Below are 16,333 nucleotides of genomic sequence, written 5' to 3'. Positions count from 1 at the left end.
GGGTTATGTCGGGGGGTGGAAGCCGCCGGTCAGTGGTTCGAGCAGTTCGGCCAGGCGCAGCGGGGTGCGGTCCTCGAACATCGGGCCGACGAGCTGGACGCCCACCGGCAGGCCCTCGGGGGACCGGCCCGCCGGAATCGCGGTGGCGGGCAGGCCGGGCATGGTGGGCAGACCGGCCCAGACGAGCTGGTCGAAGTACGGGTACCCGGCGCCGTCGATGTCGATCCGGCGTCGCCTCGGATCGGGGCCGTGGTCGTGCGGGAAGGCGGGGGTGGGCGTGATCGGGCAGACCACGGCGTCGAATTCGGCGAAGAACCGCCGCCAGCCGTGCCGGTGGAGCTCGCGGCGGCCGTTCGCGCCGAGCCAGTCGCGGTGGCTCAACACCATGGCGCGCAGCCGCGTCGCCTCCAGACTCTGGTCGTCCGGGCTCAATTCGGCGGCGAGGGCCCGTAGTTGCTCCTGCGCCTCGACCGGGAAGTGCGCCGTGGAACTCGACATCAGGAGCTGTGTGTAGACCACCGCGGCTTCGGCCAGATCGGGCAGCAGCGGGCTGTGCCGTTCGACGCGGGCGCCGCCGTCGGCCAGGGCGTCGGCCACCCGGCCCACGGCCGCCCGTACCGCGGCCCCGGTCGGAATGTGCGGGTGCTGGTCGAGGACCAGGACCCGGAAGTCGCCGAGCCGCTCGTGGCGCGCGGGCGGCAGCCTCACCTCATACGCCACACCGGACGTCAGCGGGTCGGGCCCTGCCATGACGTCGAGCAGGAGCGTGAGGTCGCGCGCGGAGCGCGCCATCGGGCCGACGACGGCGAGGTCGAGGTCGACCGGCAGCGCCGGTGCGGGCGGCTGGGCCATGCCGCGGTTCGCCGCCAGCCCGAGCGTCGGCTTGTGCGCGTAGATCCCGCAGAAATGCGCGGGGGTGCGCAGCGAACCGGCGATGTCCGAGCCGATGGACAGCGCGCCGAAGCCGGACGCGAGGGCCGCCGCCGATCCGCCGGAGGAGCCACCCGACGTGCGGCCGTGGTCCCACGGGTTGTTGGTGGTGCCGTAGATCTCGTTGAAGCTCTGGATGTCCTGGAGCCCGACCGGCACATTGGTCTTGCCGAGCACCACCGCGCCCGCGGCCCTGAGCCGCGACACCTGCACCGCGTCCTCGGCCGGCAGGTGGTTCCGGTGCTGCGGCATGCCCCAGGTCGTGGGGAGCCCGGCCACGTCGTACGACTCCTTGACCGTCACGGGAATGCCGAGCAGCGGCCGGTCCTCGCCGCGGGCCCGCGCCGCGTCGGCCTCCCGCGCGGCGGCCCGCGCACGGTCGAAGTCCGGCACGCAGATCGCGTTGACCGCCTCGTCGTCCCGCTCGATACGGGCTATCGCCTCGTCGGTCAGTTCCGCCGAGGTCACGTCACCGGCGCGCAGGGCGGCACGGAGTTCTTCCGCCGTCTGAAAGCTTCTGTCCATGCCAGGGACCGTACGGGCGGTCCGCTGGAGCCACGAAATGTCGATTCGGGCAAGGGAAAGTCGCCCCGATCTCCGGGGTCCGGGGGCCACTTCGCGGCCGGCCCCGGCGCGCCCGGAGCCGTAGCCTCCGCAATTGTCGCAGCGCTGTTATATTAGCGCTGTGACAACTTCTGATCCCACCGCGCTCCCCGACCCCTGGCACACCCTGCACGAGCTGCTGGCGGCCATGGACGCCGAGATCGAGCAGCTCTACGTCGAGCGCGGCATCACGGGCGTACGGCCCCGGTTCGCGTATCCGCTGATCCGGCTCGCGCACACCGGGCCGCTGACCATCCGCGAGCTGGCGAAGTCCCTGAACCGCTCGCACTCCGCGATCAGCCAGACCGTCGCCGCCATGCGCAAGGAGGACCTGGTCACCTCGGAGCCCGGCCCCGACGCCCGCACCCGGCGGATCGACCTGACCGAACGCGGCCGGTCGCTCGTACCGTTCCTGGAGGCGGAGTGGCGCGCCACCCACGAGACCGTCGCCGAACTGGACGCCGAGGTGCCGTACGCCATGACCGCCGTCGTCGAGGAGGTGCGGCGCGCGCTGGAACACCGGTCGATGCGGCAGCGCATCCTCAACCGCCTTGTCGAGCCGCCGAAGTGAGCGGACGGATACGCGTCCGGTTCCTCGACACCCGTCCGCTGCGCGGCAGTCAGCCCTTCCGCGACCTGTGGATCGGCACGTCCGTCTCCCAACTCGGCGGCCAGATAGGCAATGTGGCCGTCCTCGCCCAGGTCTGGGACCTCACCGGCAGCCCGGTCGGCACCGGCGCGATCGGGCTCGCCACCGGGTTGCCGATGCTGCTCTTCGGGCTGCTCGGCGGCGCGTTGGCCGACACCGTCGACCGCCGCGCGCTCGTACGCGCCACCACCACGGGCCAACTCCTGGTCGCCGCCGCCCTGTGCGCCCAGGCCCTGGCCCACAACAGGAACGTCCTGCTCCTGCTCGCCCTCGTCGCCCTGGCCACCGTCTTCAGCGCGCTCGGCGCTCCCGCCCGGCGCACCTTTCCCGTCCGGCTGCTGCCCGGCGACCAGGTCGCGGCCGGTCTCGCCCTCACCAACGTCTCCTTCCAGGCCGCGATGCTGGCCGGGCCCGCCGCGGCCGGACTGATCATCGCCCGCTGGGATTTCCCCGCCGCGTACGGGATTCAGGCCGTGGCCATGGCGGTCTCGATGCTCGCGGTGATTCGCCTGCCGGCGATGCGGCCGGAGGGAGGTGAGGGGACGGCGTCCGAGGGGGGCGGTGGCTGGCGTCGGCGCGCGAAGGGCGGCGTGTTTGGGCTTGGGCCCGCGAAGGGCGGTGGGCTTGGGCGCGCGAAGGGCGGTGGGCGCGCACTCGCGAAGGTCAGCGCGGCGGGGCCTTTGCGGGGCGGACGGCGGGGTCCTGAACGCGGCGGGCGGCGGCGTGCCGAGCGCGGCGGGTGGCGGATCGTCCTGCGCCGACCCACCCTCTGGGGCTCGATGGCCACCGACCTGGCCGCGACGCTCCTCGCCATGCCCGTGGCGCTCTTCCCCCTCGTCAACGAGATCCGTTTCGGCGGCAACCCGCGGACCCTCGGCCTGTTCCTCTCGGCCGTCGCGGTCGGGGGCATCACGGCCGGTCTGCTCTCCGGCACGGTGACCCGCTGGCGGCGCGGCGGCCTCGTACAGCTCTCCGCAGCCGTGGTCTGGGGCCTGGCGCTGGCCGGGTTCGGGCTGGCGGGGCCTTTGTGGCTGGCGCTCGGCTGCCTGGCCGCGGCGGGGGCCGCCGACACCGTGTCCGTCGTCACGCGCAGCGCCCTGGTCCAGTGGGAGACGCCGGACGCGTACCGGGGGCGGGTCTCCTCCGTGGAGCACGTGATCGGTGTCGCGGGGCCCGAACTCGGCAATTTCCGGGGCGGCCTGCTGGCCTCGGCCACCTCCGCCCCGTTCTCGCTGGTCCTCGGCGGGGTGTCCGCCGTCCTGGCGGTGCTGGCCGTGGCCGCGACGAACGCGCCGCTCCGGGCGTACCGCACGCCGTCCCACGGCGGTGCGGACACCGACGCCGGGCCGGTCCCGGACGCCGACCTGGCGGTGGCCTCCGGCCAGGTCCCGTGAATTCTCCGAATCCGATCCGGCCGCCGTGTCGATCCGCTCCCGCGCCGTTCGACCTTGGGGGTGAGAGGGTCGGAAAACGGGCCCCGGAGCGCGTCAGCGCTGAACGCACGGAACAGAACAGAGTGGAGACAGCCGTCATGGCGAAGTACATGCTGATCATGCGTGGTACGGACGAGTCCGTCGCGAAGATGATGGAGACCCCGTTCGACGAGATGCTGGAGACGGTCGGCCGGTTCAACGAAGAGCTGATCCGGGCCGGGGTCCTGGTGGCGGCGGAGGGGCTCGACGACCCGGGCCAGGGGGTCGTGGTCGACTTCAGCGGTGAGGCGCCGGTGGTCACCGACGGCCCGTACGGCGAGACGAAGGAGCTGTTCGGCGGCTTCTACCTGATCGACGTGGCCTCGAAGGAGGAAGCGGTCGAGTGGGCGAAGCGGCTGCCCGCCGTCGCCGGTTCGAAGTGCGAGGTGCGCCGGGTGCCGAGCATCGAGGAGTTCCCGCAGGACAACGAGTGGATCACCAAGGAGCGGGCGTGGCGCGAGCGGACGGGCCAGATCTGAGCGGGCCGGATCTGAGCGGACCGGTTCCTGACGAGGTGGCTCGGGGCGGACCGGCCCCCGGCGGGTCGGCTCCCGACGGACCGGCTCCCCGCAGTACGGAGGCCGCGCGCCGCGCCGTCGAGGCCGTCTGGCGGATCGAGTCGGCCCGCGTCGTCGCGGCCCTGGCCCGTTACACCGGGGACTTCGAACTGGCCGAGGACGTGGCGCAGGAGGCCCTGGCCGAGGCGCTGGTCGGCTGGTCACGCGACGGCACACCGGCGAACCCGGTGGGCTGGCTGCTCGCGACCGGGCGGCGGCGGGCGATCGACGCCTTCCGCCGCCGCTCGGCGCTGGACCAGCGGTACGCGCTGCTCGCTGGGGAGGCGGCCGAGGACGCGGGTACGGGCGTGGCCACGGGAAGGGCCGCGGGCCCGGATACGGGTGTGGGCTCGGCGGCCGACGCCGACCTGCCCTGGGACCCGGACCGTATCGACGACGACATCCTGGCCCTGATGTTCATCTCCTGCCATCCGGTCCTCTCGCCCGAGGCCCGCGTGGCCCTGACCCTGCGCGCGGTCGGCGGCCTGGCCAGCGAGGAGATCGCGCGCGCCTTCCTGGTGCCGGTGCCGACCGTCCAGGCGCGGATCACCCGTGCGAAACGTACGATCGCCGCCGCCGAGGTCCCGTTCGCCCTGCCCCCGGCCGAGGAACGGCGGGAACGGCTCGGCGGCGTCCTCAGCGTGCTCTACGTCATCTTCACCGAGGGGTCGACCGCGACGTCCGGCGACGACCTCCTCCGCCCCGACCTGGCCTACGAGGCGATCCGGCTCACCCGCGTACTGGCCGCCCTGCTGCCGCGCGAGCCCGAGGTGCACGGTCTGCTCGCCCTCTGCGAACTGACCGCCGCCCGCTTCCCCGCCCGCACCGGCCCCGACGGCGAGGCCGTACTCCTGGAGGACCAGAACCGGCGCCTGTGGGACCGCTCGGCGATCCGCCGTGGCCGGGCGGCTCTCGAACGCGCCTCCACCGTCGGGCGCGGCCTCGGCCCGTACGGCCTCCAGGCGGCCATCGCGGCCTGCCACGCCGCTGCGCCCTCCGTCGCCGCGACCGACTGGGAACGGATCGTCGTGCTCTACGAAGCCCTCGGCCGTATCGCCCCCTCGCCGGTCGTGGACCTCAACCGCGCGGTCGCCGTCGCGATGGCCCACGGGCCGCAGCCCGCCCTCGACCTCGTCGACGAACTCGCCGCCGCCGGTCACCTCTCCCATTCCCATCTCCTCCCCACCGTGCGCGGTGAACTCCTCGCCCGCCTCGGCCGCACCGCCGAAGCCCGCGCCGCACTCCACCTCGCAGCCCGCCACTGCCCCAACACCCGCGAACGCGCCTTGCTGCTCCGCAAGGCCGATGCCCTGCCGATGCCGTGACCCCGTCCGGGCGTCAGCGGTGCGTCGGTGCCGGGGCCGGGGTCGAGGGGCGGTGCCGGTGCCGGACCGGCCGGGCCCGTACTCGACCGGGGCGGCGGGCGCGTCACGCCGTGAGGACGACCTTCCCGGCGACCGTCCCCGACTCGGCCAGCCGGACCGCCTCCGCCACGCGTGCCAGCGGCAGTTGGGCCGCGACCCGGGCGGTGACGTCGCCGCGCTGGAGCGCGGCGAAGACCTCGGTGAGGTCGGCGCGCAGCCGGGCCCGGAAGCGGTCCTTGGCCAGGGCCTTTCCGGCCCAGAGGTTGTAGAAGTAGGCGCGGCGGCCGTTGGGCAGCGTGTTCCAGACCCAGACGCGGGCGATGATCTTGAGCACGGGCCACTGCTTGGAGCCCTCGTCGTTGAGCGTGGACGCGGTGCCGTAGGAGACGAGCGTGCCGCCGGGCGCGAGCAGCCGCCACGAGTCGACGACGCCCCGGCCGCCGACGTGGTCGAAGACGGCGTCCACCCCGCCGGGCGCGAGGGCGCGGACCTGGGCGGCGACGTCGCCCGCGCGGTAGTCGACCGGTGTGACGCCGCGCTCCCTGAGCGCGTCGTGGTGCCGTACGGACGCCGTGCCGATCACCTTGACGCCCGCGACCCGCGCCAGTTCGACCAGGACGGAGCCGACGCCGCCGTTCGCGCCGAGCACGAGGACGGTCTGTCCTGCGCGGACGCGCGCCTTGCGGTGCAGCATCTGCCAGGCGGTGGCGCCGTTGACCACCATCGCCTCGGCCTCCGCCGCGCCGACCCCCTCGGGCACCGGGACGGTGTCGGCGGCGTCGACCACCACGTGGCTGGCCCAGCCGCCGGTCTTGGTGAGCGCGGCGACCCGCGTGCCGACCAGGTCCGTGCCGACGTCCTCGCCCGCCGCCTGCACGGTGCCGACCAGGTCGTAACCCGGCACGAAGGGGAACGGGGGCTGGTCGTAGTAGCGGCCCCTGCGCATCTGCTGCTCGGCGAAGGAGACGCCGGTGGCCTCCATCCGCACCACGACCTGGCCGGGGCCCGGCGTGGGGACGGCGCCGTGCCTGACCTGGAGGCCCTCCGGCTCGACCTTGCCGGGCAGGACGACCTCGGTGAGTTCTTCGGTGGTGTTCATGGCGGCCTCCGCTGCGAGCTGCTCGTTACTGACGTTTGCGTTCGTTAGAAGTTCTAACACCTCACGATCGGGAGTGTCAATAGCGTTCGTGATAGCCTCTAACTAAAGGGAACGCGGACACGACGTACGGGCACGACGTACGGGAAGGAGGCAAGGCCAGTGGCTGAACCGGGTACGACCACCAGCACCCCGCGCGAGCGGTACCGGGCCCAGGTCCGCGAGGAGGTCAAGAAACACGCGTGGGAGCAGATCGCGACGGCGGGCGCCTCAGCGCTCTCCCTCAACGCCATCGCCAAACAGATGGGCATGAGCGGCCCCGCGCTCTACCGCTACTTCGCCGGGCGCGACGAACTCATCACCGAACTGGTCAGGGACGGCTACCGCAGCCTCGCCGACACCTTCCTCAGCGTCCACGCCGCCGCCTCGGCCTACGACTCCCGGCCCGAGCTGGTCGCCCTCGCCCACGCCCTGCGCGGCTGGGCCCTGGAGGACCCGCACCGCTACTTCCTCCTCTACGGCACACCCGTCCCCGGCTACCACGCCCCCGACGACATCACCGGCATCGCGTCCGAGATCATGGCCGTCCTCCTGGACGCCTGCGTCGCCCTCGACCCCGACGCCACCGCCCCCGTCACCCCCTTCGACACCCACCTCGCCACCCACCGCGCATGGGCCGACCCCCACCCCGCCCCCACCACCGCCCTCCACCGCGCCCTCACCTGCTGGACCCGCCTCCACGGCGTCCTCTCCCTCGAAGCCGCCGGCCACTTCACCGGCATGTCCCTCGACCCCGCCCAGCTCTACGAAGCCGAACTCCACGCCCTCCTCAAACCCTGAGCTCACCGCCGCGCCAGGGCAGTTGGACCTATTCTGGGAATCGGCAGAGGCGCGACACGAAGACGCGATACGGACGGGGGGCCGGATGTCTTTTCTGCGGTTCGCGGGCGACGAGGTCAAGGACATGGCACGCAAGCTGGAGACCAGCGGCGACCAGATGAAGAGCGCTTCGAAGGAGATGAAGCACGCCAACACCAAGGAGATCGGCCACTCCGGTCTGGAATCGGCGTGTGACGACTTTGCCGACTCCTGGGACTACGGATTCGGCCAGCTCTCCAAACTCACCCGGGGCGTCTCGGAGTTCGCGAATCAGGCCGCCGAGGAGTTCGCCAAGATCGATCAGAAGCTCCTCGACGAACTCAAGAAGGCGGGCGAAGGCGGCGGCGAGTAATCCGTCCGCCGCTCGCCCCGCGGGCCCACTCCCCGCGCCTCGGCCTCAACCGTCGTGCTCCTGGGACGGATTGAAGGTGAACGTCCGCCCGATGTGTGCGAGCCGCCCGCTGTAGGAGTCCAGCAGGAAGAGCGACGGCGTCGAGATCGTCACGTAGACGCAGTAGTCGCGGGGCGCCGGGACGATCAGTTGCAGCGCCGCCACGGGCAGCGTCGGCCGTATTGTCGCCGCGGCGCCGGTAGGATCCTCGACTCCGGCCGCGGCGGCCATGCCCGCGGGGAGCGTCAGCAGCCGCAGCGAGGTCGACATCACGCCGGGCCCCGCGGGCAGCTTCGCGGCGATCAGGATGTCCTGCCTGCCCTGCACACCCTTGCCCAGAGGGAAGTTCAGCTCTTGAAGCCGGCCCTCGCGTGCGAAGAGCTTGCGCTGCTCCGCCTGGAAGATCGCCTCGGCGGCGAGCAGTCGGTCCCGGTGCGTGCTGGGCCGTACCGTCACGGCCAGCAGGCCCATCGACAGGCGTTCGTCACCCTCCACGTCCTCCGTACCCAGGCACATCGCGGTAAGGACGACGGTGTCCCCGCTGCCCGCGGCCAGACCCGGCAGACTGGCACGCATCTGCGCTCCCGCAGCAGCCAGTTGCTCCTCGTCGGCGTCGGGCATCAACGTGGCCAGCGCCTCGTGCCAGCCTTCGGACTCAGTGGGTTCCGGCAGCCGGATGAACTCGTCGGGTACCTGGTATCCGAACGCGTACGGGATCTCCCGCCCCGCGCCCTTTGCCGTGCCTTGGGCAGTCGGGCCGCTCACGCCGCTGTCCCGTACTGCCCCTGCTCCAGCCCCTTGGCGAAGCTGTTGCCCGCTGACGTCAAGGTCGTGGGCCCGTCGAACGTCGGGCCGAGCGGGCCGGGCGCCATGACCGTGGGATTGTTGTCGGGCGCCTTGTAGTTGACGAATCCGGCGATCGGCCCGACTACGGGGATGTCGGAGATGTTCCAGTCGCCGTCGGTCCACCGGCCGTCGTTCGCGTTGGACCCGAGCGCGAAGCCCGCGCCGGTGACGGTGCCCACGAAGTCGAACACCTTGCCCGTGGCCACATACGTCCAGCCCTGCCCTGCCATGCTGAAACCGCGCAGGGTGTTGGCGACACCGCTGGGTATCTTGGCGATGTTGCCCAGAGCGCCGGGCCGGATCTTGCCGAGCGTCGCCACGATGCCTTCCGCGACCCGCAGTTCACGCCCCGCCTGTACCATCGCGCGCCCGGCCTTCATCATGCTGCCGCCCGCCAGACCGATACCGCCCGCGATCACACCCGCGGCGTCCCAGGCCAGAGTCTGCCAGGTCACACCTTCGGCGCCGCCGATCATCGCGGCGCTGTGCGCGGCGAGCGCGCCCACGCCGACGATGAAGCCGATCAGGCCGAGCGCCCCCACTCCGGTGCCGAGAGCGAGGGCGACCAGGCAGATCACGCCGATGACCATCGCGATGTCGGCGAGTATGTCGCCGACCAGTTTCCAGAGGTTCGGATCGGACAGGACGTTCCACGCGTCGGCGAGGAAGTCGGTGACGCTGTCGACCAGATTGTCGAACCAACCCGGCTTCGGCGGGGCGTCGTCGGTGGCGTCCTTCAGCGCGCGCGCCGTCGAGTCGGCCGCGGTGGTGTACTCGACGTGCAGAGTACGGGCGCGCCCCCGGACCGACTCCAGTTCGCCGTGCGCCGTGTCGTACGCCTGCTGCTTGCCCTTCTTGTCCCGCTCGTGCGCTTCCTTCTCCGTGTCGGACATCGTGGAGGTGTCCGCGGGAAGACCGGTCAAGGAACTCTTGGTCGAGTCGACCTTCCGCGCCGCGGCAGCCGCCTCTTCCTCCAGCCCGCGGGCCCGCGACTGGAAGCCGTCCAGACTGGTCTCCCAGCCCGCCAGGGCCCGGTGCGCCGAATTCACCGCGTCGAGGGCCTTCTTGAGATATGGCGGAATCTTTTCCACGGACTCCGTGAAGGCATCGGCGGACTTCCCCACCCATACACCGTCCGAGGTTCCGATCTTGCTCAGTTGGCTCTGGGCGCTGCCGCTATTGTGGGCCACTTGCCCCACCGCGGAGACCATCAGACGGACGGTTTCCAGATCCCCCGGAGCCGGATCGAAGCCAAGGTTCGGATACTTCAACGAGCCCACGCTCGCCCCCCATCCGCATGACGAACTCATGCCGCTTCGTTCAGAGATGACTTTTTCTTGACCAAGCTATAAGAAGATCCTTGCGGTATGGATGGTTCCGCCGAGTCCCGGATGCGGGCCCGGCGGCGGGGACCGGACAGAAGGTCATGCCAGACCACGGAGGCCGGAGGTCGTGATGTTCGTGGAGGCTCAGCTCAAGGCGCTGATGCGGGACGGGGCGCGGGGGGCGGCGCGGCATGAGGCGCGGAATCTGGTGGGGTCGTGGCGGAGATTCGCGGCGTTCGCCTTTGTCGCCGAGCAGTACGGCTACCGGTACGAGGGGATGGCGGCGACATCGCCGAAGGGGAGTCCGAATCCGTATTTCGGGTTCCGGCGGGAGGCGGACGCGGCGGAACGGGCGACCCTGGCCGCCGCGCGGTATCCCGAGGGACTGCGCGGCGGCCAGTTGCCGGGAATGCGGCCGGGACGGCGGCGGCTGCGGCCGTCGCCGGAGGTGCGAGAAGAGGTCGAGCTGCTGCACGCGCGTATTCAGGTGGACTACGCGCGAGGCCATCGCAGGCGCGGCCTGATCCAAGTAGTGGTGCTGCCGCTGGCGTTGCTGATCCCGCTGTCCCAGTTCGGGTTCACGGCGGGGCCGTTGCTCGTCTGCGGCGGTGTCTGGGCGTTCTTCGTCGGGTTGTGGGGGCTGGGGGTGCTGCTGTCCCGGCGGCGGTTGGTGAAGTACGGCGCCGTGTTGCGGGCCGCTGACCGGGCCTAGGAGGTGGGGGCGGGGAGGGCTATGCGGGTGGTGGCGGGGGTGTGGGGGAGGGGGTGGCGGCCGGTCAGGACGGGGAGGCCGGTGGGGTCGGCGTACAGCTCGTAGCGGTAGAAGGCGACGGCGTACGCGGTGAGGGCGTCCTGCTGGTGGGCGGGGGTCAACTCCTGCGCCGGGCAGGTGCTGTCATCCTCGCCGAGCGAGGCCGGCGGGGTCCAGGACCGGTTGTAGTAGTTGTGGTTGGCGTGCTGGAGAGAGACGGAGAAGTCCGTCACGGTGTTCAGGCCCGCGATGTCGTCCAGATACTCCTGGCCCTGCTCGTGGACGGCTCCGTCACAGGTACTGGTGACGACCGCGAACGGCACCTTCGTGTCGAGGGTGTCGCTGTTCTCGCCCTCCGGGTAGTCGAACTTGACCGGCGCCAGCGCGAGAACGGCCCTCACCCGTACGCCCGTCGGCCACTCGGCGCGGTGCTTGTCGGACGCCTGCCACATGGCGCCCTTGCCGCCGCGCGAGTGCCCCAGGGTGCCGACGCGCGTCATGTCGACGTGGCCGGTGAACGCGGGCGCGACCGCGCGGCCGGTCGCCGGGTCGGTGAAGCGGCCCTTCAGGGCGCCGCCGCCATTGGCCAAGTCCCGCCACAGCCGCAGGTGTTCATTGATCAGGCGGGCGCGGTCGCCGTAGTCGAAGGACGTCATGTTGATGGCGTCGGCGCTGAGCGAGACCACGACGAAGCCGCGCTCGGCCAGCGCGCGGCCGAGGTAGTCGTAGCCCCGGTAGCTCGGGTACGGGTGCGAGCCCGCCGGGCACGGCCAGGTCTGCGCGTCCGCGTCGTCGCAGGCGTACCAGGAGCCGTGCGACATGACGACCAGCGGCAGCCGCCCGGTCAGATGACGCGGGTAGTGCACCACGGCCCGCACCTCGCTGACCGTGCCGGACTCCGGATCGGTGAACGCCGTGTCCCCGAGGTCGTATTCGGCGGTCCCGACGCCGGCGGCGGTCGTGGCGGCGGTCTCGGCGGTCGCATGCGGTACGGCGGCGACGGCCGGTGTCTGCGTGCCCGCCGCCAGGAGCCCGGCGGCCAGCAGCAGCGAGGCCGCCGCCGTGCGGACGGTGGATCGAAGAGGAGATCTCATACTCCGGTCAACACGCTGGAGCACCGCCCGAGTTGCCTCACCGGTCCCAGGCGTGTCAAAGACGATCACCAGAGCCCTACTTGCCCTTCAGAATCTTCGCCAGCGACCGGTCGAGGGAGTCGGCGAGCGGCCCCGGATCGATGGACGAGCCGCCCCCGCTGAACGGACCGGTGTCGGAGATCCAGTCGTGCAACTGCGCCTGGAGAAGCTGCGTGAGAGCGCCGTAGTACGGGGTGCGGGGGCGCTGCACCGCCTGGGTCAGCGCGGGCAGCAGCGTGGAAGCGGCGTACGCGGGGCGGCCGTCGGCGTCGCGCGGCATGTCGAGCGACTCCGACGACGCCGAGGCCCCCGGACTCGGAGAGCCGCCGGAACCCCCGGCACCCCCGGAACCGCCGGAACGCCCGGACCCCTTCGTGCCCGGCGCGAGCGTGCACCGCACCTTCGCGTCCTTGTACGCCGACTCCCGCGTCGCCGCGAATCCGGCGTCCAGCAGGCACCGCTCCGACTGCGCGTCCGTCAGGTACTTGACCAGGTCCAGCGCGTACTTCGCGCGCGGCGACCCCGCCGCCACGGCCAGATTCTGCCCGCCGAGCACGGCCTTCCCCGGCAGCCGCGCCACCTGCATCCGCGACGGGCCGAAGGTCCGCGACAGCGCGCCGTACGCGTACGGCCAATGCCGCAGGAAGACGGTGTGCCCGGCCGCGAAGTCGCCGAGCGATGTCGACTCGTCGGAGGTGAGCGCCTCGGGCAGCGTCTCGTCATGGCCCGCGCGGGACTTCAACTCGCTCAAAGCTGCCCGCAGTTTCGCCGGGTCGGCCGTGTAATGACCTTCGGCGTCCGCGAGTTGGACCCCCACCGAGGCGAACGCCTCGATGGCGTTGACCGTCAGCCCCTCGTACGCGCCGAGTTGGCTCGTCCACCCCGCCATGTAGCCCTTGGGCTGGTGGTCCTTGTCGGCGTCGACATCGCTGATGAGCGTCTGGAGCTCCTGCCAGGTGGTGTCGGCCTTCGGGAAGCTCGCCGGATCGATGCCGATGGCCTTGATGGTGTCGGCGCGGTAATAGAGCAGCCCCACATCGCTGTTGAAGGGCGCCGCGTAGGTGTGGCCGTCCCACCGTGCGGTGCCCGCGACGGACGGGATGACGTCCCCGTCGTCGAGATTCATCTGGTGGTCGAGCGGGCTGATCAGCCCGGCCTGCGCGAACTCCGGCACCCAGGTGACGTCCAGATTCACCACGTCGTACGCGGAACTGCCGGACTGGAGCGCGCCGAGCAACTGGCTGCGCTGCTGGTCGGCCTCGCCGGGCAGCTCGACCAGCCGCGCCGGGTGCCGCCTGCCCTCCGGCGTCCCGTTCCACTGCTCGATGAGCTGCTGGCGCACCCCGTCGCTGCCGGTCACGTCCAGACCGCTGGCCACGATGATCTCGCCGCCGCCGGTCGTCGTGGGCTGCGCGGCACGGCCCCCGCCGCCCCCGCCGGTGCACGCGGCGGCGGCGAGCGCGAGCAGGCACAGGGCGGCGGCGGTCGCCGCGCGACGCCGCCTCACCGGGCGTTCCCCGTTCCCGCGCGGGCGACGTCGTCGCGCAGCTCCGAGACCTGGCTGCTCGACGCGTTCAGACAGCGCCCGCCGCTGGTCCTGGCGATCTGCGCGCCGACCGAACCGGCAGCGCAGCCGCCGCCCGGCGCCAGGGACACCCACTCCACCGGTACGGGACGGGCGGCGATCCGCGCCAGCAGATCGGGGAGATCCCGGCCCTTGAAGTGCTCGTCGTCCTCGTCGTCGGTGATGTAGACAATCAACTGCGCACCGCCCGTGGCCTTCTGGCGCTCCGTCATCTCGGTGAGCGCGGCGTCCAGCGCGGGTCCCGGGTAGGACTCCTCGTCCACCAGCTTCGTCGCCTTGACCTCGCGGCGGATACCGGCGAGGTCGGAATGCCTGCCCAGCGGCACCAGTTGCTGCGTCGGCGGCTTGTCGACCACCGTCCACACGCCGTACGCGTCGTCCGGCCCGAAGGTGTCGAGCGACTGCGACAGCAGGTCGAGGGCGCCCGCGGAATTGCTCCAGTAGGTGTCCATCGAGCTGGACTTGTCCAGCAGATACAGCACCCGGCCGGGGCCGAGCGCGTGCCGGTAGCGGTCCAGCGCACTGCCCACGGCGGCGGCGTACCTCGCCAGCCACTGGGCGTCGGGCGGGTAGGTGCCGGGCATGACCGTACTGCCGGGAACGACGGCCCCGGAGCCCGTGTCCGTCGCCGTGCCGCTCGCGGAACCGCTGGTGGTGCCGGTCGCGCCCCCGACCGTCCGGTAGCCGTCGTCGGTGAAGACCTTCTGCCCGGCCGCGCCGGTCAGCCAGGTGTGGAAACGGTCGACGGCGTCCTTCCTGGCCGTCGCGTCGCGGTCCGCGCCCTTCCATGTGACGTGCACGAACGGCAGGTCGAGCGGCGCGACATCGGCCGGATACTGGGGCGCGCGGGGATGGAGCCTGTTGTTGTCGCAGCCCACCCGCGCCTTGGCGTCCGCGTGGCTGTTGAACTGCGTCATCACCTGCTCGGGCACCAACACCGCCGCGTTGTCCTTCAGTTCGGGGTCCGCCCCGGCCAGCGCGCACATCAGCGCGTACGAGTCGGGCTGCGCGGGCCGCAGTTGGGCCGCCTGCCGCTCGAACTGCCCCACGACCGCGTCGCTCACGGGCGCGACGCCGTTCTGCCCGTACACCCCGACCGTCGCGAGCTGCGCCGAATCCGTGGACTCGGGATCGGCGCGGAGCACCGGCACCGACTTGGGGTTGTTGCGCTTGAGCTGGTCGAGGAGCTGACCGAGCGGAGTGCCCGTGACCGAGGCCGGGGTACTGGCCAGGGTCGTCGGGATGGCCAGCACGACCGGGGTGTACGCGACCGGGCCGAGCGAGCCGAGCTCCACGTCGTCGCCTTTGCCGACAAGGGACTTGGCGCGGGCCAGGGTGACGTCGGAGCCCGGTATCCAGATGTCCGGCTGCGCGCCGATGTCGCGCTGCGGGCGCAGTTCACCGGTCGAGCGCGGCGTACGCCAGTCGGCCGCGTGTTGGAAACCGGTCACCGCGTCGGCGGACTTGGGGTCGACCAGGCTGATCCCGGAGCGGCGGCAGCCGCTCCCCGTGTGGTTGGCACCCGAGGTCAGATACGCGGCCACGGCCTTCTTCACGGTCGGCGCCGCGTCCGGGTCGGTGAGCAGCCGCAGTTCGACCGGCGGCGCGCAGGCCGTACTCCCGCCGACCCAGGTGTAGACGCCGTAGCCGCCTCCGGCGAGGAGCACCGCGAAGGCGGTGAACAGCGGGATCAGGACCTTGAGGTTGTGGCCCTTGCCGGGACCGGCTGTGCCCGAACTCTCTTTACGGGGACGGCCCTTGCGCTGCTCGCGCTCCCCAGGACGGCCGCGCTCCCCACGGCTTCCCCGCTCCCCGCGACCACCCCGGTCTCCACGGCTTCCGCGCTCTCCGCGACGGCCCCGCCCCGTACGCCCCTCGCCCGCGCCGATCCCGGCCGCCGCGAGCGCCGCCCGCCACCAGGCCGCCCGGCCCGCGGCGTTCCGCCGGTCGATCTCCTCCAGCAGCCGCGGCGAGAGCCCGAGCAGCACGTCCTGCCGGGACTCGGCGGCGTGGTGACGCGGCACCCACGGATCGTCGCCGCCTTCCGTGAACTTGTGCCGCATCGCCTCGTACAGCGCGGCCGACAGCGGGATCAGCTCGATCCGCGCGGCCTCTTCCGGCCCGACGTCCTCATCGGTCCTCGGCAGCCCGTCGCGCAGCAGCCGGATGAGCTGTTTGGTGTACGGCGTCGGCTCGTGCCCGTTGCCCCCCGGTATCCGGCGGTTGATCTGGACGGCGGTCAGCACCGAGATACGGTCCCTGCCGCGGTGCAGCGTGCCCGGCTTGAATTCGAGCAGCGCGTTGCCCGCGTAGCAGCAGTCCAGGATCACCACGATCCGGTCGACCAGCCGGCGTTCGGCGATGTCCCTGAGCCTGGGCAGCACATGGCTGCTCCAGGACACCGCCTCCGCGTAGTCGTCGCGGCCGATCCTGCGGGACTCGCCGACCAGCAGGTGGAAGTTGTCGCCGTTGCGGTCCACTCCGCCGTGTCCGGCGAAGTAGAGCAGGAACAGGCCCTTGGCGGCCTTGGCCTCGTTCTCCAGGTGCGAGAGGAATTCGAGCTGGGTCCTGGGGAGCACCTGCCGGACCTCGTTGGCCCCGAACACCCCTCCGGCCATCAGGGTTTCGACCAACTGGCCGAGGTTGTGCCGCACGCCCGGCAGGTCGTCCAAGTGGTCGTACCGGTACACCCCGAAGAGCAGTGCGCGATTGGCCTTGCCGCGTGGGTCGTAAGCATGCGAGGACACGATGG

At 71.9% G+C, this 16,333-nt stretch carries 14 protein-coding genes; 7 read left to right on the top strand and 7 right to left on the bottom strand.

Going from position 1 to position 16,333, the window contains the following annotated elements; translation table 11 throughout:
* Positions 1-3 precede the first annotated feature (3 nt).
* Positions 4-1,455 carry an amidase gene (locus tag ACIO6U_RS08570; RefSeq protein WP_401716701.1) on the bottom strand — a complete coding sequence of 484 codons (1,452 nt, stop codon included), beginning with the start codon at positions 1,453-1,455 and terminating at the stop codon, positions 4-6.
* A gap of 160 nt (positions 1,456-1,615) precedes the next feature.
* Here ACIO6U_RS08570 and ACIO6U_RS08565 point away from each other — a divergent pair, with 160 nt between their 5' ends.
* The 4 genes from ACIO6U_RS08565 (at position 1,616) to ACIO6U_RS08550 (ending at position 5,536) form a co-directional block, all read left to right on the top strand.
* A complete protein-coding gene (locus ACIO6U_RS08565; RefSeq protein ID WP_355336369.1) occupies positions 1,616-2,104 on the top strand; it encodes a MarR family transcriptional regulator in 489 nt (162 codons plus the stop codon).
* The gene (locus tag ACIO6U_RS08560) at positions 2,101-3,576 is read left to right on the top strand and encodes an MFS transporter (protein WP_401716698.1); all 1,476 of its coding nucleotides are present in this window, start codon (positions 2,101-2,103) and stop codon (positions 3,574-3,576) included. The genes ACIO6U_RS08565 and ACIO6U_RS08560 overlap by 4 nt, the downstream gene beginning before the upstream one ends.
* A 137-nt stretch (positions 3,577-3,713) precedes the next feature.
* Positions 3,714-4,133: a YciI family protein gene (locus ACIO6U_RS08555; RefSeq protein WP_188285869.1), complete on the top strand. Its 420-nt coding sequence runs from the start codon at positions 3,714-3,716 to the stop codon at positions 4,131-4,133.
* 35 nt (positions 4,134-4,168) lie between these two features.
* A complete protein-coding gene (locus tag ACIO6U_RS08550; protein WP_401717161.1) occupies positions 4,169-5,536 on the top strand; it encodes an RNA polymerase sigma factor in 1,368 nt (455 codons plus the stop codon).
* A 103-nt stretch (positions 5,537-5,639) separates the two neighbouring features.
* Here ACIO6U_RS08550 and ACIO6U_RS08545 read toward each other — a convergent pair whose 3' ends face one another.
* Complete coding sequence (locus tag ACIO6U_RS08545; protein ID WP_401716695.1) at positions 5,640-6,674, bottom strand: medium chain dehydrogenase/reductase family protein; 1,035 nt, start codon at positions 6,672-6,674, stop codon at positions 5,640-5,642.
* 159 nt (positions 6,675-6,833) lie between these two features.
* Between ACIO6U_RS08545 and ACIO6U_RS08540 the strand changes: the two genes are divergently transcribed.
* Together ACIO6U_RS08540 and ACIO6U_RS08535 are read left to right on the top strand one after the other, a co-directional pair.
* Positions 6,834-7,511 carry a TetR/AcrR family transcriptional regulator gene (locus ACIO6U_RS08540; protein WP_355336372.1) on the top strand — a complete coding sequence of 226 codons (678 nt, stop codon included), beginning with the start codon at positions 6,834-6,836 and terminating at the stop codon, positions 7,509-7,511.
* Between the two features lie 85 nt (positions 7,512-7,596).
* Complete coding sequence (locus tag ACIO6U_RS08535; RefSeq protein ID WP_401716692.1) at positions 7,597-7,902, top strand: hypothetical protein; 306 nt, start codon at positions 7,597-7,599, stop codon at positions 7,900-7,902.
* A 45-nt stretch (positions 7,903-7,947) separates the two neighbouring features.
* On the opposite strand, the gene ACIO6U_RS08530 is transcribed toward ACIO6U_RS08535, so the two are convergent.
* Both ACIO6U_RS08530 and ACIO6U_RS08525 read right to left on the bottom strand, forming a co-directional pair.
* Positions 7,948-8,706 (bottom strand): hypothetical protein, encoded by a 759-nt coding sequence (locus tag ACIO6U_RS08530; RefSeq protein WP_401716689.1) that lies wholly within the window; start codon positions 8,704-8,706, stop codon positions 7,948-7,950.
* A complete protein-coding gene (locus tag ACIO6U_RS08525) occupies positions 8,703-10,097 on the bottom strand; it encodes a putative T7SS-secreted protein (RefSeq protein ID WP_401716686.1) in 1,395 nt (464 codons plus the stop codon). The genes ACIO6U_RS08530 and ACIO6U_RS08525 overlap by 4 nt, the downstream gene beginning before the upstream one ends.
* A gap of 145 nt (positions 10,098-10,242) precedes the next feature.
* On the opposite strand from ACIO6U_RS08525, the gene ACIO6U_RS08520 reads away from it, so the two are divergent.
* Positions 10,243-10,824, top strand: a complete 582-nt coding sequence (locus tag ACIO6U_RS08520) for a hypothetical protein (protein ID WP_355336376.1) — start codon at positions 10,243-10,245, stop codon at positions 10,822-10,824.
* Here the strand turns inward: ACIO6U_RS08520 and ACIO6U_RS08515 are convergent.
* The 3 genes from ACIO6U_RS08515 to ACIO6U_RS08505 form a co-directional block, all read right to left on the bottom strand.
* A complete protein-coding gene (locus ACIO6U_RS08515; RefSeq protein ID WP_401716683.1) occupies positions 10,821-11,957 on the bottom strand; it encodes an alpha/beta hydrolase in 1,137 nt (378 codons plus the stop codon). The two genes, ACIO6U_RS08520 and ACIO6U_RS08515, sit on opposite strands and share 4 nt — an antisense overlap.
* Positions 11,958-12,033: 76 nt before the next feature.
* Positions 12,034-13,503, bottom strand: a complete 1,470-nt coding sequence (locus ACIO6U_RS08510) for an extracellular solute-binding protein (protein ID WP_401716681.1) — start codon at positions 13,501-13,503, stop codon at positions 12,034-12,036.
* A complete protein-coding gene (locus ACIO6U_RS08505; protein WP_401716678.1) occupies positions 13,500-16,328 on the bottom strand; it encodes a substrate-binding domain-containing protein in 2,829 nt (942 codons plus the stop codon). The genes ACIO6U_RS08510 and ACIO6U_RS08505 overlap by 4 nt, the downstream gene beginning before the upstream one ends.
* Positions 16,329-16,333 lie beyond the last annotated feature (5 nt).

Origin of the sequence: Streptomyces sp. NPDC087422, from assembly GCF_044744145.1 — a bacterium.
Classification (GTDB): Bacteria; Actinomycetota; Actinomycetes; order Streptomycetales; family Streptomycetaceae; genus Actinacidiphila.
Note: the sequence above shows the minus strand (reverse complement) of the source record. Positions and strands in the feature narration are given on the sequence as shown.